Source organism: Trichococcus paludicola, from assembly GCF_003052295.1.
Taxonomy (GTDB): Bacteria; Bacillota; Bacilli; order Lactobacillales; family Aerococcaceae; genus Trichococcus; species Trichococcus paludicola.
Window position 1 is genome coordinate 56,750 of sequence record NZ_QBLC01000001.1, and the last position, 19,715, is coordinate 76,464.

Sequence of the window (19,715 nt, forward strand, 5' to 3'; positions counted from 1 at the left end):
TGTGGACCGAATTCATTAAATTGCTAATGTCGCAGTTTTTTAATTTTTCATCAATATTATACTAAATATAAATAAAAGGCGGTAAGTAGAATGAATGCAAATATATCTTTTATTACTTTTAGAGAAGTTAGTGCAGGTAACTACAGCGTGGACACCCAATTAATGAGTAAAGAATCAATTGTTGATATTTTTAATAAACATTATTACCCTGGAGTAGTTGATGTAAAACGTAAGATAGTAAATGATTTTCATGGCATGGTCGGATATACCGAAGGATACATTCATCATATGTATGCAACTTCGAAACTTCTAAACAACGGTAATATTAAAATTTCTACCCTAGACGATGATAATGATAATAGTTTATATGAATATGACATTAATCTAAATAATTACTGTATTTTACGTAACCAAGTACAAAGAACTGATGGAGTTTTCTTAGATTTTACTTATCTACATCCATTATCAAATACAGGCAGCGATTTGAAAGGGATTTCAATAGTTCCTCCTGCTCAAACAAATAGTAAAACTACTAGCACGGCTAGTGAATTTTATCTGGATGCAATTTCTTTGTATAATCAATTAATGCATAAATAACAGGTAAAGTTTTATACTAGCCATTCATTAATTTTAGAGGAGAACGACAAATGAATACTTTGAATGCTTATTTAGATTTTGTAAACCAATACAATCTTCCTCCATATACCTTAAAAAGCAAAGGGAATAACTATGCAAGCATAAGTGGCTGTATGGGGTCTCGTCATACAGCTACTTATAAACATGAAATACAATTTCGACAAGAAGTTGAGGGTATTGATATTGTAACTGTAAAATTTAAATTACACACATTTCCTGAAAAAAAACAGATTTCAGCAGCTGTATTAGCTAATGATCTAAATTCTTATCCAACAGTATATACATGTTTTGCAAATAAAATGGATAGAACCATTAGTATGTCTTACCAATTTTTAATTTACTCGAATAAATTTGATCCAAGAGATATTTTTGAGATAGTAGCCTCAGGAATAGATGCGTTACATACATTTAGATTTGTGGAGTTAATTCAAAATAGTTTAGAATAGAAAAATTGATGTCTTCAAAATAGAATGACGTCAGAGTTGAGGTGGAGGAGTTCCTCCCTTTAACCCGTAATGAAAGAGTGCAAGTCAATGTAAAATCGCTTGAAAACACCAAAAATAGGGAAATAAAAAAGAAAATCAAAATATGGTATTTGAACAGCTGCGCTTGGAGAATGACATCGATAAATAAATGGGGGAATTTAAAATGTTTTCTAATTTTAAAACAATTGATTTTTATGATCTATTTTGTTATCCAAATGAGAATAGAGTAGATAGCAAAGCAACTAAAATTTCTGTTAAAGAACTATCAAACTTAATACTTACTTCCTTTGAACCCCAAGTACAAATTTTCAATCATCCAGAATTTGGTACTATGAAATTCCCTTCATACCCAGGAGAGATTTGGCCAATTGCTGCTCCTGAAGAAGTTGGGGCTTTAACAAGCATTGAAATAGACCAAAATTCCGATATTATTTTTACTGCTATGCTTGATAATATTGGCAGCAAAAAAAAGATCAGAATCAATGACATTAAGAGTAACTTTAATGTAATAAGAACGATAATGCCTAATAACGGTTCCTACATTGAATGTTATTACATATTTGAATTATTTGAAAACACAAAGCTTATGGCAGTAAATTCTCCAAATAGTTATCTTATTTGTGGAATCGATATTAATGGTGGCCATATCGAATACGGGTATTCATTATTAGATGAGATTGTTGTACCTGCAATGTTGAAAGAATTTGCACAATCCTTTGTAGAAATAACATATGAATAATTAAATTCACTGTATTATATGAGTTATTTTTTTGGGGAGGTTTTTAGAGCAAAGTATTCTATTTATTCCGTAGATAACCTTTCTAATAGCATTAGTGGGCTATGGGGTCCACAACACAACTAATGCGGTAAAAAAACCGCAGTTGAATATGATACGCACATGCTTATCATAAATGAGAGAGTGTGATGATTCGCGTTCAGAAGGTGAGTATTAAGAGGACAATCACTAAACGGCCTGTTCTTGGCCGTGTGGGATTGTCAGCTTATGCGGAACATTCTGCGAATCAGAACACGTTTGAGAGGTCATTTTTTTGAGGGGAATGTCGGTATGAAAGCATTCCTGAGTAAGCTACAGAAATGGGTTGAAAAAGAGAATAGAATCGAATAAGCGGAAAGCCCATTATGACGGGCGTTCCGCTTTGTTTTTTGCCTTCCAAATCATCTTGCAAAGAAATTACTTAAGAACCATCCTAATATTCCTCAAACTGTTCTGTTTTACGAGCCATGGCAATAGGGTAATTTCACTTGATTCATTTATAATTCTAATTGGGTGTTGTCCCACTCATCGATGAGCACCTATAATAAATATTCTCATATAGAATTCTTCCTATTCATATTCACTTTAATTCTATTCGATATAATTTATCATCATCGGAAGATCCATTACCTCTACCATCAAGGTTATTTGTTATAAAAAATAGGTCATCACCAACAATTAAAACGTCTCTTATCCTTCCATAGTCTTCAATAAAAGAATGAATAGTTTGATTTTCTAAATCAAACTCAAGAATAGCACTCCCTCTCAATGCAGCTACGTATAAGTGATTATTCCACTCATCCATGCCAGAAGGGGCCCAAGTTTCATCAGAACCAGAGGTAAATAACGGACCTTCCATGCCCTCCTGTTCTTCTGTACCTTCAATCAGTGGCCAGCCATAATTTTTTCCTGCTTCAATTATATTAATTTCATCGTTGGCACTATTTCCATGTTCACTTGCGTACATTGTCCCATCAGGAGTCCAAACAAGCCCTTGTGGATTTCGGTGTCCATAGCTAAAAATATAGCTATTTTTATATGGATTGTCTTCAGGTATTGTCCCATCGAGATTTAATCTTAAAATTTTCCCATTCAATGAATCTAATTCTTGAACTTCATTGAGGTTATGGGCATCTCCTACGGTTGCATACAATTTATTATCTGGTCCGATGGCTAATCGTCCGCCGTCATGAAAATTTCCTCCTGGAAGTTGATCCAGCAATATCTCATCTTCTTCCCATTCGTTATTTTCCAAGCGCAATTTGACGATTCTATTAAAGGTTCCTTTTGCGTTTATATAAGTATAATAGGCAAAAGCTTCATTATTTTCTTCAAAGTTTGGGTCTAGGATAAAACCAAGTAATCCCGCCTCTGATCCACCAGATAAGTCTTCGCTTAAATGAACTGTTTGCCGTTCTAACTCACTTCCTGCAATTCTTACAATGTTTCCCGGTCTTTCACTAATATAAAAAACATCTTCATGCTTCTGAATTGACCAGGGCACGTCTAAATTTCCAGCTAACTCCACAGCTCCATCACTATGCTGATTGCTTGCTTCAGTGCTATCCGATGATGGCGATTGTTTTAGCGACGAGCAACCTGCTAATAGAAGTGACACAGATAACCCCAGAAAAAAGATTTTCTTCATTTTTTTCCGCTCCTTCGCGAATAAGCCTCTTTAAGGTCATTATACTGCGAGGGTAGGACGAGATGAAATAATTCGTTGCAACTTATATAGATATGGATGTATCACACAAGAAGAGTATGATAAAAAAGAAGCAATAAAAGATATCCTTCTAAAATAATCCGCACATGCATGTCATAAATAATTGAGTTTTTTATTTATGATACGGTTCTTTGACAGGGTACTTTTACAACAAAGGATGATTACAATAAATTGATTAAATTCACCGGTGTTGAGATAATAAAGCGAAATGATCATACTTCAACGTACCGAGAAATAAGAATGGGTAAAAGTTTGAGAGGGTGGTGGGCTATGTCTAACATAATCGAACAGGTAAGGCAGGAACTAAGCAACAATTCAGACGAAACGACAAAGGAAAGTGGCAAAATATTTTTTAAAGAAGAAGTAAGGTTCTATGGCGTAAAAACGATGACAGTCTCGAAGATTTCCAAAGAGGCTTTTAAAAGCGTCGAAAAGCTTTCAAAAAAAGAAATATTTGATTTATGTGAACAATTGTGGATTTCCGGAACAATGGAGGAATCTTTTATTGCTTGCAATTGGGCATATGCGATCAAGAAACAGTACACTGAAGATGATTTTCTTCTGTTTGAAAGATGGATAGATGAATATGTAACCAACTGGGCATCTTGTGATACTTTATGTAACCACACTGTTGGAACATTCTTGGAAATGTATCCATTGTACATAGATAAATTAAAAGATTGGACGAAATCTCCAAATAGATGGGTTAGGCGGGCGTCAGCTGTATCGCTTATAATCCCAGCCAAAAAGGGTCAATTTAAAGACGATATATTCGAAATTGCAGACAGTTTATTATTGGATACTGATGATTTAGTGCAAAAAGGGTATGGCTGGATGCTGAAGTCTTTATGCACCAAGTATGAAGATGAAGTATACCAGTATGTGTTAAGCAAGAGGGACATAATGCCCAGAACTGCATTAAGGTATGCTATAGAAAAAATGCCAAAGCCAATGAAGCAAGAGGCCATGAAAACAGAGAAGAAAAAGTGAGTAAGAGTCAGCATTCTCACTTTCGTAGCTTTTGTAAGCTGCATTTAGACGTTGCAAAATGCAGTGGCTTTTTGAGGAGCAGGGCATCAGTATAGTTCAGTTGGCGGTTCAATAATTAAGAAGTGAAAGAAGATGGATAATCAATTCGATCCCAACAACAAAATCATTCAACTGCTTCTTCGGGGCATGGGCATGGAAGACAGCGGCAAACCTGAAGAGGCAAGCTTACTATTTCTTGAAGCCTGGAGTGAAGCAACAGAAGATTTTGAAAAATTTATTTCGGCTTATTATGTAGCCCGACATCAAAAAAATAGTTCAGACAAATTAAAATGGTTCGAAACATCTTTGCAGGTTGCGTTAAAACTGAATGACGAGGCGGTTAAGAGTGCTTTTCCATCGTTATATTTGAACATCGCTAAATGCTATGAGGCGTTATCCGATTCTGAAAAGGCGAAAGAGAATTATGAATTATCAAATTCGTATAGGAGAACGCCTTCTGACCCAGGCCCCTTTTTTCATGGGACAAAAGCAGACTTGCAGGTTGGAGATCTACTGACAGCAAAAGGGGAATCGAATTACAAATCCGAACTTAAAATGAACCACATTTATTTCACTGCCTTGGTCAGTGGAGCAGGACTTGCAGCCTCATTAGCAAAAGGCGATGGTTCGGAACGGGTATATGTTGTAGAACCAACAGAGGAATTCGAAAATGATCCAAATGTAACGGATAAGAAATTTCCGGGAAATCTGACGCGTTCCTATCGCTCACAAGAACCTTTAAAAATTGTTGGCGAAGTAACCGATTGGCTGCAACAGACACCTGAGGAACTTCGCCAGTGGCGTGAAAAGTTGGCCAATAATAAAGGAGAAATCATTAATTAAGGAGACAACTTTCGTACCTGGAAATATAGGGCAATTCATCTTTTCGAAAGACAATCTCTGTCATATCCTGAATCATCAAGGGAACCCGTTAGTTTTTTATGTATAAAAATGTTAAAATTCGATTAGATTAATAGTAAGTATCGTTTGCGCATGAAATTACGGGAGGGGTTTGGGAATGGATAACGCAAAAAACAAAAAAGATTTACGCATCAACAGCTTCGTTTATGATGGGGTGGTGAAGTCGCCGAACCGTGCGATGCTGCGCGCGACAGGCATGCATGACGAAGACTTTAAAAAGCCTATGGTCGGAGTGATCAGTACTTGGGCTGAGAATACACCTTGCAATATTCACTTGAACGACCTGGCTGCAATCGCAAAAGACGGCATCAAGAAGCAGCGCGGGTGGCCGATCCAGTTTACGACAGTCACCGTTTCGGATGGCATCGCGATGGGGACGCCGGGGATGAGCTATTCATTGCCTTCGCGTGATCTGATTGCGGACTCAATCGAAATTGCGGTTGGCGGCCAGAATCTGGACGCATTCATCAGCATCGGCGGCTGCGACAAGAACATGCCGGGCTCTGTCATTGCGATGGCGAATGCGAATATTCCATCTATTTTTGTTTATGGGGGCACGATTGCTCCGGGGCAAGATGAGGATGGTAATGACATCGATCTCGTATCCGTTTTTGAAGCCATCGGAAAGTGGAACAACGGCGAAATGACGGAAGAAGAAGTACGGGCGATCGAATGCAACGCCTGTCCTGGACCAGGGGCTTGCGGCGGGATGTATACGGCCAACACAATGGCATCGGCGATTGAAACGATGGGGCTGGGCTTGCCGGGGTCATCGTCAAATCCTGCTGCAACGGGTGATAAATTGAAGGATGTCTTCGAAGCAGGCGAAGCGATCATCGGCTTGATCGAAAAAAATATCCGTCCGCGTGACATCATCACGCGTAAATCACTGGAAAATGCCGTGGTGATCACGATGGCATTGGGCGGATCGACTAATGCCATCTTGCATATATTGGCGATTGCCCATGCCGCTGAGGTGGACTTTGCGATTGAGGACTTCAATGATATCCAAAAACGGGTACCGCATTTGGCCAATTTGAAACCTTCGGGAAAATATGTCTTCCAAGATCTATACAATGTCGGAGGGGTCCCCGCCGTTCAAAAATACTTGCTTGATAACGGCTTGCTGCACGGCGACTGTTTGACCGTAACCGGAAAGACGCTGGCGGAAAACTTGGAAAACGTGGCGCCTTTAGCAGAAAGCCAGGACGTGGTTATGACGCTTGAGAATCCGAAACGCAAAGATGGTCCGTTGATTGTCTTGAAAGGCAATCTTGCTCCTGATGGCGCCGTCGTAAAAGTTTCCGGACTGAAGGAACGACGCCATGAAGGGCCTGCGAAGGTTTTCAACACCGAAGAAGCGGCAATCGACGCGACCCTGAACGGGGAGATTGTGGACGGTGATGTGGTGGTTGTCCGCTTTGTCGGGCCAAAAGGTGGGCCAGGTATGCCAGAAATGTTGTCCTTATCGAGCATTATTTCCGGAAAAGGCATCAAAGTCTGCCTGATTACAGATGGCCGTTTTTCAGGCGGCTCACACGGGTTCGTGGTTGGGCATGTCGCACCGGAGGCACAAGATGGTGGCCCAATTGCTTTGCTGGAAACGAATGATACGATCATCATTGACCAGGATACGCGGGAGTTGACGGTGCAAGTATCGGATGAAGAGTTGGCCAAACGACGCGAAAAATTGGTGTTGCCGCCTTTGCAAACGCGGGGTGTCCTGGGCAAATACGCACACATCGTTTCATCTGCATCAAAAGGCGCCGTTACCGACTTTTTCAACCGTAATCCATTTGAGGGGAAATAAAGGAGGTGTGCTGCAAGTTGGAACAAAGCATCGAGTATACTGGTCAAGCGGGCCAGCACAAAGAAGAGCTGGAAGAAAAACTGATGAACGTCATGGATACGGAAATCGGTCTTGATATCGTCAACCTCGGATTGATCTATGGCATCGGCCTGGATGATGACGGGGTTTGCACTGTCCGGTTAACCTTCACAGGCGCCGGCTGCTCTTGTTCGGAGCATATTTTAAAGGGAGTCCACGAACAGCTTGAACCGCTGGGTTTCATCAATGAGGTCATAATCAAGATCGTGTGGAGTCCCGCCTGGGTGTTGGATCGCATCACCCGCTACGGCCGCATTTCTCTTGGAATCAATCCGGGCAGATAAGAAAAAGGATCGGAACAAAGTGTTTTTGATACACTTTGTTCCGATCCTTTTTTGAATGAACGCAAGTATTACTGGATTTTTAAGCGACTTTCTTTTATCTGAGAACGGGCGCCATCAAAACTTTGCCTGTCCCACGATAAACGTTTACCAAACCTTCGCCGGATGCGGCTGAACCCATGAGTGTCTTGCCCGATCGTGCTACTGTAAATTCTAGGCTGCCGGACCAAGCGATCGCCATATTCCCATCAATCTTCAATTCATCATTTTCCAACTCTATTTCTATCAGTTCTTCTCTGGGTACATACGATTCAAGTGCGACAATTCCTCCACCAGAAAGCCCCAGGTTGAAAAGACCTTCTCCGCCCATTGCAACAGAAGAAAGGTTAGACCTCATAACGGCTTTGTGATTCAATTCTGAATCACAAGCCAAAAACAATCCATCTTCGATCACGATTGAGCCATTCCAGTCATCAACATCAATAAGCAAAATATGCTTGTAGGTTGGCTCTAATACCAGTTTGCCGGTTCCTGTGTACTCAGGCTTAATTGCAGATTCATTAGTAACCTTTCCTCGAAGAGCTTTTCCAAAAAAATCGCCTACTCCTTTAATACCTGTTGTAGCACTCACATTCCCCACCATCCACTGCATAGCTCCTGACTGAACGGTAATGTCGGAAAGATTGACATCGCATACTAGCTGTCTTCTTCTGACATTCATTTCAGAAGCGTAGTACGCAGCTTGAGCTGTCATATGATCGACACTCAAATCTTTTAAATATTCCACTACTTTAAAAGCTCCTAGCTCTTCCACAATCTTCACGTCATTATTATCTTCAAAATTTCTTATTCTAAACATATTCCTTTTCCTTCTTTCTTTTACAGAAGCAATAGTTGTTTCTGATCAATGAAATCTTATTCAATTTTGCTTTATCAATGTCTATTATTATAACACTATTTTGATTTACGCCCAATATATAGACGGGTACTGATAAATTAATTGAAGAGGAACGCTTATGTTGCTATCCGTAGAAGCAGAAAAGTCTTGACTCACAGAGCCAAGACTTTTCATTCATTATTGCAGATAAAGGTTGTTTGTGTCACTAAAACAGCTTAATATTCCAATGCCTTCAAATCTTCAATCGTAACGTCTTGTTCAACATAGCCATCAACCATGAAGCCACTTAAAATTGAAAACTCTTTATAAAGGATGTCATACGCTGCTATATCAGTATTGAAATTCTCTTTGTTCAATTGTTGGATCAGGGCTTTCGTTGCGGCTTGAGTGTCGCTGTCGAGTTCCCAGCTATCCGGTCTCAGGCGGCCAATTTCATCATACTCAGCCTTGGCGCCATAAACCATATCGCGATAAATGCGGTCGATGTGCATGATTGGCGTTTCATGCGTGCCTTTTTCCGTCATCACTTTGTAAAGACCGATGCAATAAACAGGGAAGAACGGAATCACGGAGCTTGCTTTAGTTGTCACGGCAGTAGCCACTACAATCTGGGCTTTTCCGTTGATGTCAGCCAACAACGCATTGATAGTCTTCGCCTTTTCATCACAGTCTGCTTTAGCAAGACCAAGGGTGCCGCCACCGTAGTAAGGACGGTTCAGCTCTGTTCCCAAATAAGAGTAATTTGTCGTGAGAATCCCATCGGCCAATACATCGGCTTCTTTCAACGCTTCCATCCATAATTGCCAGTCTTCTCCACCCATAACTTTAAGCGTACCAGCGATTTCTTGATCAGTTGCTGGTTCCAACGTCTCCGTATAGAAATCCTGATTTTGCATATTGATATTAGGACCAACCACTGGCTCCCCAAGCGCTTTGATTGCGGAAGTGTACGTCTCACCGGTATCGGGATCTGTCCTTCTGCCGCTTGCCAAGCTATAAACGACTAGGTCCACTTTGCCGCCGAACTCGTTCTTGATATACTCGATGACTTCTTGCTTGCTTTCGTGGCTGAAGGCGTCCTGCACAAAGTTTTTGGCGATCAGACCTTCTTTTTCAGCTGCTTCACGAAAAGCGATATTGTTGTACCAACCGGCTGTGCCGAGGTTCCTTTCGTTTTTCGGTCCCTTTTCAAAAGAAACACCGATTGTATCCGCTCCTGCACCGAAAGCCAAGCTGATTCGGGTGGCTAAGCCGTAGCTTGATGACGCCCCAATGATCAGTACTTTTTTCGGACCAGCAAAAGTTCCTTTGTTTTTTACATAGTCGATTTCATTCAATACTTCCTGCTTGCATCCAAGCGGGTTTACACCAAGGGCCACATTTCCCCGTATATTTTGTTTAAATTCCAACATGTTTGATTTTCCTCCATTAAAATGTCATAAGAATATAATACCAGAAAAAGGGTCTCAAGAATAAATTATCTGCCAAAATTTCGAGTATAAATTAACCGCCGTTTACCAAGTGATAGGCTTAGCTGAATGACTGGTGGACTAAACCGAGATGAACCTTAAAATAAGCAGCGATAGAGTATTGGGATGATTTATACAAGAAATATCGAATCAGGATAATCGATCCTGCTTAATTTATCCTCCAAGGATAAATTAAGCAGGTCTTTTTATCTTTATCATCAGTTGTATGCGGATACAAGGACAAATATAATGTTTTAGACAGGGGGAACGATAAAATGAATGGGTGTCAAATTTATGAGTCGGGCTTCCTTTGCAAAAAATATTTATTAAAAAGGAGTACGCTAACATGAAGAAGATTTTATCTTTTTTAGCCGTTTTTACAAGTTTGTCATTTTTAATACCGACGTTTGCGTTTGCGCAGTCGGATATCCAAAGTATCCCTGCACCTGAAGGCCTTATGGCTTTTGCAAGTGTGATCCCGATAATCGTCATTTTAGTTCTTTTATTCATGAAGGTTGATATGCTGATTGCAGGCTTTGTTGGTGGGGTTCTTGCAATGGTGATCGGCGGAATCACTCTCGTGCGAGCGAATGAACTACTGCTGTCTTCCATTCCGACAATGTTGACGATTACAGTTCCGATCATCAATTCCGCAATCGCTACAGCGGTGTTTAAATCCGGGGGCTACAGCTCCGCTCTAGCATTGGTTCGTCGCGCAATCGGTGAAAAGGTTGAATATTTTGCTGCGTTTATTGTTATCCTAATGGCGGCTGCAACCTATATGTCCGGTATTGGCGGTGGAACAGCCATGGTATTGGCTCCGTTGGCTTTCGCTGCGGTAGGTGCTATTCCTGAGTTGATCGCTGCAATGTGCTTGGCTGCTGCTGTATCTTTCACAACGTCACCGGCTTCGTTGGAATCTAGCATTGTAACAAATTTAACCGGCGCAAGCATAACAGATTACATCTCAACTATGCGTCCGTTTTGGTTGCTGTTTGTTCTGATCGCGGTTCTGATCGGATTTTTTGGGGCTAAAAAGAGAAAAATTTTATTCCAAGGAGAAGAAGACGAAGCAATCAAGAACAAAACAAATAAAGAACTTTTCATCAACACGATTCCGGCAATTTTTCTTTTGTTTGCGGTAATCGCGGGCCCAGTAATCAACAAAGCAATCGGTATGCCTATTCTGGGGCCGTTGGCATATTTGGTCATAACAATTGGCTTGATTGCTGTGTGCACAGATTTCAATTTGAAACAGTCGTCGACTGCGCTTGTTGAGGGTTCGAACTATATTTTGACGCGTTTATTCCAAGTTGGTATATTCATTACGTTCATCAATATTATCGGAGAAACCGGTGCATTCAGTGCGATTGTTGAGACTGCTAAGCTTGCTCCGGAAAACTTCTTGGTGCCTGCACTTGTCATTGCGGGTTATGCTGTCGGAGTTCCAGCCGGGGCATACGTTGGGACAATTCTGACATTGATTCTGCCTATTGCAGTTTCTTTAAACATTCCGCTATTGGCTGTTGGCTTCATCACGATGGGTGTGGGTTTGGGAAGCCAGATGAGCTTTGTGAATATTACGATGCAAGCTCAGTCATCCGGTTTTGATATTCCGATCCTTCAAGTTGTTAAAGGAAACAGTAAATGGATTTTGGCATCTTTGGCATTGCTTGTCGTTCTATCATTTGTTTTATAAAAAATAATCGGTACGGAGGGAAATTATGGATATTTTGTTGAAAAATGTAATTCTTGATGAGTCGAATGAAACGGTCGATATTGGGATCGAGAATGGGAAGTTCATAAAGATAGGCTCCCAGCTCGATTTTCCTGCTGCGCGCGTTATCGAAGGAAATGGACGCGTAGTCATTCCTGGTTTAGTCGAATCGCATATTCATTTGGACAAAGCGTTGATTGCGGACCGCCTTCCAAATAAATCGGGCACATTGCAAGAGGCGCTCTCAGTCACTGCGCAATTAAAATCGACATTCACTAAAGAAGATGTCGCTGAACGCGCTGAAAAAGCCCTTCAAATGATCATCAAACGTGGGACCACCCACATCCGTACACATGCAGAATTCGACCCTTTAGGCGGCTTCCATGGATTTGAAACGATCATGGAGTTGAAAGAAAAATACAAAGATTTTGTGGAAATGCAGGTTGTGGCTTTTCCGCAAGAGGGGATCATCAAAGCGCCTGGGACAGAGGAAATGATGTACCGCGCAATGGAAATGGGAGCGGATGTGGTCGGTGGCATTCCGTATAACGATACTGATGCCAAAGATCATTTAGATATCGTATTCAAAATTGCCAAAGCATTTGACAAAGATATTGACCTGCACCAAGACTTCAAGGACGATGCAGAAGGGCAGACTATTGAAATGGTTTGCCGTAAAGTAATCGAAGAAGGATACATTGGACGCTTATCGGTAGGACACCTGACGAGTCTCGGTGCCTTACCGGACGACAAATTAAAACCGATTATCGCGTTGATGGCGGAGGCGCAAATCAATGTCATGAGTTTGCCGATGACGGACTTGCATCTAGGCGGCAGACACGATGAATTCAACGTTCGCCGTGCTGTAACGCCAATCCGCAAACTTCGTGATGGCGGGGTAAATGTTGTATTGGCAACAAATAATATCCGCAATCCGTTTACTCCGTATGGAAATGGGGACCTGATGCAGGTTGCGATGTTGGCTGTGCCTGTCGCGCATTTAGGCGGTGCGGATGATTTGCCGACGGTATTACCGATGATCACCACTGGTCCGGCAAAAGCGCTTAAACTGGTCGACTACGGGATTGCAGAAGGCAATGATGCCACGCTGGTTCTCCTTGACAGCGTACGCTACCAAGAGGCTGTCATTGATATTCCGGACCGTTTGTTGGTTATCAAAAGCGGTAAGATAACGGTGGAATTGAATAAACAAGCTACGTACCACTTCCCCGAATAATGAAAATATAATAGCAAAAAGAAACGTTACAGAGCCTTCTTCAGGGCTTTGTAACGTTTCTTTCTGTTAAGCAGGAAACGCGCAATCAGTCGGGGAGGATTTCATCCAACCAAACGATGACGTCATGATAAGCTTCAATCCCTAGTGGATTCGAGAGATCCCGATCAAAGTCGTGCTCTTCTGAACCGATAGTGTTCAGCTTAGCAGAGGGAATCTTTTGGCTAAGCCTTTCCGACAGATGGTAGGGAACGTCGGGATCATCATTAGCCGAAGCTAGGTACGTTGGCGGTAATGTCGCGAGTTGCGCATCGTTAAGACTATAGTTGTTTGCTTCTTTGATGTCGTCCAATAGGTAGGAAAGCCACGTGCCTGATTGTCTGGCATAGACGTATAAAGCGAAACGCAGTTCTTTTTCTCCGTTGACAATCGGAACGGGAGAAAGCAAGCGCTCCGCTTCTGCTTTCGCAAGGCGCTGATAAGCAAGATAATGCCTGCTGGGGGTCCGGAAGCTTGCTTCGTGTAAGGTATGGTAGCCATAAAAGCTGATGATTGCAGCAGGTTTAAAGGTGATTCTACTTGCTGTGAGAAAAGCCAAGTAAGCCCCCGCTGAGCGTCCGAATAGCAGATAGTCTGCGGAGTCTAATGACAGGTCAGAAACAGCGTGCGATTGAAACCACTGAAGCCCATACTGAATGTTGGCTAAAATATCCGGCAATTTTGTTTCCGGGGCTAACGGATAATCCATCGTTAAGAAATCATATCCGGCACTCAGAAAAAGATTGAGGTAAGGCTCGGGGAGATCATTTTTGTCCCCGTAAAGCAAGCCTCCACCATGAAGATAAACGATTGTTTTGCCCTTCCTGTTCACCCCGGAACGGAACAGCTTTCCTTCTAACGGAACGGATTGTATGCTCGAAATCGTGAAGGACACAGCTTCAGCGCGTGGTTGGGTAGTCATTGCGGGAATATGCCTCCTTATTGTTTGATGATTTTCAATAGTCTTAACCCAACGCTTAATTGGAGGATTTCTTCGGGATCATTGAAGTCAATCTGATATGAATTTTTGATTTTTTCGATTCGATAGCGGACTGTTTTTGGATGCACAAATAGTAGGGCGGCCGCTTCGATATAATTTTGATTGACGTTCAGAAACGCCTCCAATGTATGCAACAAGTCCAGGTTATCTGTATGCAGCTGGTTAATCTTAGCCGGTATGAAGCGCGCCAACTGATCCAGATTGTTTGTTTCTGAAAAAATTTGATAAATGCCTATGTCTTGATAGTCTTTTATTTGCAAATTTTTATTGATTAAATGAATGATTTTTTGCGTATCCATCGCCTGTTTATATGCTGTAGCCAGTGATTTCAAATTCGTTGGGTTACTGATGCTTACGTTCGCTTTGAATGCAGAAAAAGGATTGGTTTCGGTCGCTTTTTTTAAGATATAGGCCAGCCTTTTTTTTAAGGACTCCGAATCAATCGTATCGGTTGGCAGAATCAGGATGACTTTTTGTTTTCGCGTGACATAAACGAGCTTGTAGAATTCTTTCTTGGAATAATTGACGATAGTATCCGAGAAGCGGGATGAAAGAGGTGAAAAGAGATTTTTTGAACTGTCGTCTTCAGAAAATTCAAAAACGACTACCCGATGTTGTTCGGTTTTATTCAACTTCAGGTGATTTAGTGTGTCTTCAAATTGCTCTTCATCCTCAATACGACCGTGAAGCAAATCCGAACCAAGTTCATTCGTTTTGTTTAATGTCGTTTGTTTGATGGAATAGTGCTTCACCAATTCCGTCTGAAGGATCCCAACTGCATTTTCAATGGCCATAAAATCGATATCTGATACGGGTTCATTTATTTCGTGGATGATCAGCTCATACTGCTCATAGCCCAAACTAGGGATGGCGACGGCTAATTGGGTATGGGCGTCCCCTGATCCATAGTAAGGATAGTTTGCAACGCGTTGTGTGTAATCAAAATTCATGAACTGCCCTTTTGGAAGATACTGCTCGGAAATGATTTTGAAATCAGTAGACTGATTGTCAGTTGCTGTCAGGGTGCCTTTAATTTTTTCAAAAAGTGAGACGGGGTTGTGAATCATCTGCTGCAAGACGTTAAGAACATCGATTATTTTTGGTTCAGACAAGGTCATTTTCACAAAATGATTATGGATATCATAGTAGCTGTTCAACAGGTAAGCTTTGCGGTTGATGATGGTTTCCAACACTTCCAGGATGATTCTCTCATAAGAAGTTTCTTTAGGGATCTGAATCAATGGCAAATGATACTTCATGCAGGATTCGATGAAGATTTCGGGAATTTCATCCAAGAGACGGTTTTTTTTGAAAATGAAGGCACTGATTCCGATTGTATTCGCCATTTTAAAAAACAAATCGATACGCTCTTTCGTTAACTTTTCCAGTGCAAAGTAGCTCGTCAAAATGATTTGCCCTGAGCGTCCCCAAGTATCTATATCCGGCGCCTCCATGACCATAACGCCACTTACTTCATTTGTGAGTCCTACAGTGCCTGAAAGCACTTTAGCTTCAGCGAATGATTGGTACTGCAATATATTCGAAACTGTCAGAATCATTGTGTAATGCTCCTTTCCCTTCTTCTGTTATTTTATCATGCCTGAAAAGGAAAGAGTTGTCCATAGAGGATAAAAAAAACGCATATATTTAGGCTTTGTATGCAATGAATGCGAAAACATTTTTCCGTATACTAAGAATAACAAAAGAAGGAGGGACATCATGTTACATACAGTAATCAAGCCGAACAGTTATCAGGATTCAATTAATTTGATGCTGTTGACCAATGCGGTAAGCACCTTGCCTGGGGTCATTCAAGGGTCCATTATGATGGGAACGGAAGCAAACAAAGATATCTTCAATAATGCAGGATTATATACAAATGAGGTCGGGGGTGCCACTCCTAATGACATGGTCATTGTCGTGGAAACTGCCGATGCTACGGTTGTTGATAAAGTAATGGAAGAAGTAGATAGATTCCTCAACGATCTCTCTGTCAAGAAAAAATCAGATGGCATCAAATCAGTTAAGAATTGGAAAGATGCGAAAGAGCAATTGCCGGATGCGAATGTAGCTTTGTTTTCCATCCCGGGAATCTACGCAGCAGATGAGATTGAAAAAGCCTTAGATGAGGGGATGCATGCCTTCTCATTCAGTGACAATGTATCTTTGGATGATGAAGTCCGTTTGAAAAAGAAGGCGCATGAAAAGGGTTTGTTGTTGATGGGGCCTGACTGTGGAACTGGAATTATTTCCGGTGTGCCGATAGCCTTTACAAATGTTGTCAAACCAGGAAACATCAGTATTGTTGCAGCTTCTGGAACAGGTATCCAAGAAGTGACGACTATTATCGAACGATTGGGCGGCGGCGTTATCCATGCCATCGGTACAGGGGGCAGGGATCTGAGTTCGGCTGTAAAAGCCATCACGACAAAAGACGCCATCATCGGATTGGAACAGCATGATCCGACAGATGTCATCGTGGTCATATCCAAGCCACCTGCAAAAGAGGTCAGAGATGATGTAATGCAATTGCTGCAATCTTTATCGAAACCCGTTGTAGCAATCTTCCTGGGCGAAAGACCAGAAAACCATGAAGGAAATGTGTATCTAGCCCATACGCTTGAGGAAACTGCACAAATTGCGGTAGATTTGGCCCAAGGAAATCAAGTCAAAGCGAACTATTTAGAAGAAATTCAGCCTATTGTTGAGAAACCGTTGGAAAAAGGTAAAACCGTAAAAGGCTTGTACTCCGGCGGAACACTAGCGAATGAGGCCGGTATGTTGATCTCCGAAGCCCTTGAGCTCGGTGGGTTGATTAAGACGGAAGGGTATATTCTGAAAGCAAACGGTTTTGAAATCATGGATCTGGGGGATGACATCTATACCCAAGGAAAACCGCACCCTATGATCGATCCGGATGTCCGCATCCGAAAAATCAAGGAGTACAGTAAAGATGCGAACACAGGTGTTATCCTGCTGGATGTTGTGTTGGGATATGGCTCGCATCCGGATATGGTAAATGCATTAATACCAACAATCAAGGAAGCATTTACACAGGCAAAGAATGACAATCGCAGACTTTATTTTGTTGCTAGCGTATGCGGAACGAAGGACGATCCCCAAGACTACAACAAATCTGTATCTGATTTGAAAGAAGCAGGGGTTTTGGTAGAAACAAGCAATGCGCGGGCTGTAAGATTGGCTCTTCGAATCATGGGCAAAGAATTTGTTGAAGTATCTAAACAGACCGTTCCTTATGAAAAAGAAAAAATTTCATTGCCAGTAGTCAGTGCCGGAGTGGATGCTTTGTTGAATAGTACGCCTAGCATCATCAACTTGGGTATTGAAAGTTTTACAGAGTCTATTCTGGCGTTTGGCGGAGCAACCGTTCAATTCGACTGGCGCCCAGTAGCAGGCGGGAATCGTACCCTCATCAAGATATTGAACGATTTAAACCGCAGGGCAGAAATTGATCAGAGCAATGAAAAAGTTATTGGAAGAATGCGGGACTCACAGCCATTCTTGATGGATGTTGTATCAGCTAAATCGGTTATACCGGAATTGAACGAGAAAGTGTTACTGCATGCTGGTCCGCCCATCCTCTATTCAGAAATGACGGGGCCGATGAAAGGTTCGTGTATCGGAGCTGTATTGTTTGAAGGCTGGGCGGCTACGGAGGACGAGGCTCTAGATCAATTGGAAAGCGGAGCGATCCGGTTTATACCATGTCATCATGTGAATGCTGTCGGACCGATGGGAGGCATCACCTCCGGCAACATGCCTGTCGTGGTTGTCGAAAACAAACAAGATGGTACATCCGCTTATTGCATCATGAATGAAGGAATCGGAAAAGTTCTACGTTTTGGAGCCTATTCGCAAGAAGTCATCGATCGTTTGAGCTGGATGCAAAATGTACTTGGACCAGTCCTCAGCAAAGCGCTGAAGACTATCGATGGCGGGCTGAATATTAATGTCATTATCGCCAAGGCAATCACAATGGGGGATGAGTTTCACCAACGTAATATTGCTGCATCGTTGATTTTCTTAAAAGAAATTACACCGGCAATCATCCAATTGGATATAGAGGATACTCAGAAAAAAGAAGTCATTGAATTTTTGGCGAAAACTGATCAATTTTTCTTGAATATTATGATGGCAACAAGCAAGTCCATGGTCGATTATGCAAGAAAAATTCAAGAAGGAACCGTTGTGACAACGATGACCAGAAATGGTCGCAACTTTGGTGTACGCATCAGCGGAATGGGAGATGAATGGTTCACAGCTCCTGTGAATACACCAGATGGATTGTATTTCACTGGCTACAGTGCTGCAGATGCCAATCCGGATATTGGCGATAGCGCCATTACCGAAACAGTAGGTGTAGGCGGAATGGCGATGGTTGCGGCACCTGGTGTGACAAGGTTTGTCGGAGCGGGTGGTTTTGAGGATGCCCTGCGTGTTTCTAATGAAATGGAAGAAATCTGCATTGCACATAATCCTAACTTCAGCATCCCAACTTGGGATTTCAACGGGTCACTCCTAGGAATAGATATCCGAAAAGTGGTGGAAACCGGGATCACACCGGTCATCAACACCGGGATCGCCCATAAGGAGGCCGGTGTGGGGCAAATTGGAGCAGGGACGGTTCGTGCGCCGTTAGCTTGCTTTGAGAAAGCACTGATCGCCTATGCGCTGTCGCTTGGAATCGCAGTCGAATAATGAATAGCACAATTGAAATAGGGACCGGGATAAAAAGTAATTATTTATCCCGGTTCTTAACAAAGAATCAGCTTGGGAAGGTACATGCGCTATTCCGATCCAGTTTTACGATTAAATGGAATGATCAGCTTGTCCATGTTGGATCGATGCAACAACCCTTGTCTGCCTATGGTTTAGCCATTGCGGAAGACGAATTGAAAGCTATTCTGGCCGTTATTTCGCTAGGAGCCATTGTCCGTCTGAAAGAAGAAGTGATTTTGGTTTATGCAAAGGAGAGGCTGTTCAGGCTTCCGACGTGTGATTATAAATCCATCAATCTGAATGTAAGTGATTGTATGAGAAAAGCACATTCACCAAAATGGCACCTTTTGAAAACGGAGCTGGAGAAGCACGATTTATTGCATGCATCTGCGGTCATCCAGAACGGGTTTGATCGTAGATTGGTTGATGAACTTATGCAGAAAGAAATAGTTTCAACCCAAGAGGCGAATCATTATATCTCTCATTTTTGGGGCAGGGGAATCGGTCTGACACCCAGTGGCGATGATTTTTTGATTGGCTATGGCATGATGCAAGCTGTTTTTTTTAAGCAGAGTTATTGGATGGATGCTTTGAGAGGTTCCTTAGACAAAAAGAATACGACTGATGTCAGTGAGCATTATTACATCAGCTTGCTGGATGGATACATCAGCGCGCCTTTTTTGGAATTGATTCGTGCGGCCTCAAGTGGAGGCGAGCAAGAGCAAATAGCCATAACCATCAACAAAATTATGCAATTTGGGCATACATCAGGACTGGATACCTTATTGGGCATTTATACGGCGATTTGCGGGAAAGAAGCAGATGCAAGGCACAAGGGGCTTGAAGAAGTTATATGAAGGGAAGGTAAGGAATTAAA

The 19,715-nt window shown here is 41.9% G+C and carries 16 protein-coding genes; 11 read left to right on the forward strand and 5 right to left on the reverse strand.

Translation table 11 applies throughout. From position 1 onward, the window contains the following. Positions 1-90 precede the first annotated feature (90 nt). From C7R56_RS00235 to C7R56_RS00245, 3 genes are all read left to right on the forward strand, one after another. Positions 91-597: a hypothetical protein gene (locus tag C7R56_RS00235; protein WP_107994641.1), complete on the forward strand. Its 507-nt coding sequence runs from the start codon at positions 91-93 to the stop codon at positions 595-597. 50 nt (positions 598-647) lie between these two features. After that, a complete protein-coding gene (locus C7R56_RS00240) occupies positions 648-1,082 on the forward strand; it encodes a hypothetical protein (protein WP_107994642.1) in 435 nt (144 codons plus the stop codon). A gap of 202 nt (positions 1,083-1,284) precedes the next feature. Further along, the gene (locus C7R56_RS00245; protein ID WP_107994643.1) at positions 1,285-1,860 is read left to right on the forward strand and encodes a hypothetical protein; all 576 of its coding nucleotides are present in this window, start codon (positions 1,285-1,287) and stop codon (positions 1,858-1,860) included. Positions 1,861-2,476: 616 nt separating this feature from the next. Here the strand turns inward: C7R56_RS00245 and C7R56_RS00250 are convergent. After that, positions 2,477-3,544 carry a PQQ-dependent sugar dehydrogenase gene (locus tag C7R56_RS00250; protein ID WP_107994644.1) on the reverse strand — a complete coding sequence of 356 codons (1,068 nt, stop codon included), beginning with the start codon at positions 3,542-3,544 and terminating at the stop codon, positions 2,477-2,479. A gap of 348 nt (positions 3,545-3,892) precedes the next feature. On the opposite strand from C7R56_RS00250, the gene C7R56_RS00255 reads away from it, so the two are divergent. From C7R56_RS00255 to C7R56_RS00270, 4 genes are all read left to right on the forward strand, one after another. Beyond that, positions 3,893-4,612 carry a DNA alkylation repair protein gene (locus tag C7R56_RS00255; protein ID WP_107995059.1) on the forward strand — a complete coding sequence of 240 codons (720 nt, stop codon included), beginning with the start codon at positions 3,893-3,895 and terminating at the stop codon, positions 4,610-4,612. 405 nt (positions 4,613-5,017) lie between these two features. Next, positions 5,018-5,494, forward strand: coding sequence for an NAD(+)--rifampin ADP-ribosyltransferase (arr, locus tag C7R56_RS09050; protein ID WP_268811281.1), 477 nt, complete (start codon positions 5,018-5,020; stop codon positions 5,492-5,494). A 175-nt stretch (positions 5,495-5,669) separates the two neighbouring features. Next, positions 5,670-7,382 carry a dihydroxy-acid dehydratase gene (ilvD, locus tag C7R56_RS00265; RefSeq protein ID WP_107994646.1) on the forward strand — a complete coding sequence of 571 codons (1,713 nt, stop codon included), beginning with the start codon at positions 5,670-5,672 and terminating at the stop codon, positions 7,380-7,382. Positions 7,383-7,399: 17 nt separating this feature from the next. Then, positions 7,400-7,744, forward strand: coding sequence for a metal-sulfur cluster assembly factor (locus C7R56_RS00270; protein ID WP_234402537.1), 345 nt, complete (start codon positions 7,400-7,402; stop codon positions 7,742-7,744). Positions 7,745-7,838: 94 nt separating this feature from the next. Here C7R56_RS00270 and C7R56_RS00275 read toward each other — a convergent pair whose 3' ends face one another. Both C7R56_RS00275 and fabV read right to left on the reverse strand, forming a co-directional pair. After that, on the reverse strand, positions 7,839-8,600 hold the full coding sequence (locus tag C7R56_RS00275; protein WP_107994647.1) for an AIM24 family protein: 762 nt from the start codon (positions 8,598-8,600) through the stop codon (positions 7,839-7,841). Positions 8,601-8,854: 254 nt separating this feature from the next. Continuing rightward, positions 8,855-10,051: an enoyl-ACP reductase FabV gene (gene fabV / locus C7R56_RS00280; RefSeq protein WP_107994648.1), complete on the reverse strand. Its 1,197-nt coding sequence runs from the start codon at positions 10,049-10,051 to the stop codon at positions 8,855-8,857. Positions 10,052-10,454: 403 nt separating this feature from the next. On the opposite strand from fabV, the gene C7R56_RS00285 reads away from it, so the two are divergent. Both C7R56_RS00285 and C7R56_RS00290 read left to right on the forward strand, forming a co-directional pair. After that, a complete protein-coding gene (locus tag C7R56_RS00285; protein WP_107994649.1) occupies positions 10,455-11,807 on the forward strand; it encodes a citrate transporter in 1,353 nt (450 codons plus the stop codon). Between the two features lie 25 nt (positions 11,808-11,832). Next, positions 11,833-13,062, forward strand: coding sequence for an amidohydrolase family protein (locus tag C7R56_RS00290; protein ID WP_107994650.1), 1,230 nt, complete (start codon positions 11,833-11,835; stop codon positions 13,060-13,062). An 85-nt stretch (positions 13,063-13,147) separates the two neighbouring features. Here C7R56_RS00290 and C7R56_RS00295 read toward each other — a convergent pair whose 3' ends face one another. Then, complete coding sequence (locus C7R56_RS00295; protein WP_107994651.1) at positions 13,148-14,020, reverse strand: alpha/beta hydrolase; 873 nt, start codon at positions 14,018-14,020, stop codon at positions 13,148-13,150. Positions 14,021-14,037: 17 nt separating this feature from the next. Further along, the gene (locus C7R56_RS00300) at positions 14,038-15,657 is read right to left on the reverse strand and encodes a PucR family transcriptional regulator (RefSeq protein ID WP_107994652.1); all 1,620 of its coding nucleotides are present in this window, start codon (positions 15,655-15,657) and stop codon (positions 14,038-14,040) included. Between the two features lie 160 nt (positions 15,658-15,817). Between C7R56_RS00300 and fdrA the strand changes: the two genes are divergently transcribed. After that, complete coding sequence (gene fdrA / locus C7R56_RS00305; protein WP_107994653.1) at positions 15,818-18,817, forward strand: bifunctional FdrA/YlbE family protein; 3,000 nt, start codon at positions 15,818-15,820, stop codon at positions 18,815-18,817. Further along, complete coding sequence (locus C7R56_RS00310) at positions 18,817-19,695, forward strand: DUF2877 domain-containing protein (protein WP_107994654.1); 879 nt, start codon at positions 18,817-18,819, stop codon at positions 19,693-19,695. Before fdrA ends, C7R56_RS00310 begins: the two co-directional genes overlap by 1 nt. Positions 19,696-19,715: the final 20 nt, after the last annotated feature.

Coding starts and splice junctions, on each gene's coding strand:
- C7R56_RS00235 (WP_107994641.1), top strand. CDS start 91: ATGAATGCAAATATATCTTTTATTACTTTTAGAGAAGTTAGTGCAGGT.
- C7R56_RS00240 (WP_107994642.1), top strand. CDS start 648: ATGAATACTTTGAATGCTTATTTAGATTTTGTAAACCAATACAATCTT.
- C7R56_RS00245 (WP_107994643.1), top strand. CDS start 1,285: ATGTTTTCTAATTTTAAAACAATTGATTTTTATGATCTATTTTGTTAT.
- C7R56_RS00250 (WP_107994644.1), bottom strand. CDS start 3,544: ATGAAGAAAATCTTTTTTCTGGGGTTATCTGTGTCACTTCTATTAGCA.
- C7R56_RS00255 (WP_107995059.1), top strand. CDS start 3,893: ATGTCTAACATAATCGAACAGGTAAGGCAGGAACTAAGCAACAATTCA.
- ilvD (WP_107994646.1), top strand. CDS start 5,670: ATGGATAACGCAAAAAACAAAAAAGATTTACGCATCAACAGCTTCGTT.
- C7R56_RS00275 (WP_107994647.1), bottom strand. CDS start 8,600: ATGTTTAGAATAAGAAATTTTGAAGATAATAATGACGTGAAGATTGTG.
- fabV (WP_107994648.1), bottom strand. CDS start 10,051: ATGTTGGAATTTAAACAAAATATACGGGGAAATGTGGCCCTTGGTGTA.
- C7R56_RS00285 (WP_107994649.1), top strand. CDS start 10,455: ATGAAGAAGATTTTATCTTTTTTAGCCGTTTTTACAAGTTTGTCATTT.
- C7R56_RS00290 (WP_107994650.1), top strand. CDS start 11,833: ATGGATATTTTGTTGAAAAATGTAATTCTTGATGAGTCGAATGAAACG.
- C7R56_RS00295 (WP_107994651.1), bottom strand. CDS start 14,020: ATGACTACCCAACCACGCGCTGAAGCTGTGTCCTTCACGATTTCGAGC.
- C7R56_RS00300 (WP_107994652.1), bottom strand. CDS start 15,657: ATGATTCTGACAGTTTCGAATATATTGCAGTACCAATCATTCGCTGAA.
- fdrA (WP_107994653.1), top strand. CDS start 15,818: ATGTTACATACAGTAATCAAGCCGAACAGTTATCAGGATTCAATTAAT.
- C7R56_RS00310 (WP_107994654.1), top strand. CDS start 18,817: ATGAATAGCACAATTGAAATAGGGACCGGGATAAAAAGTAATTATTTA.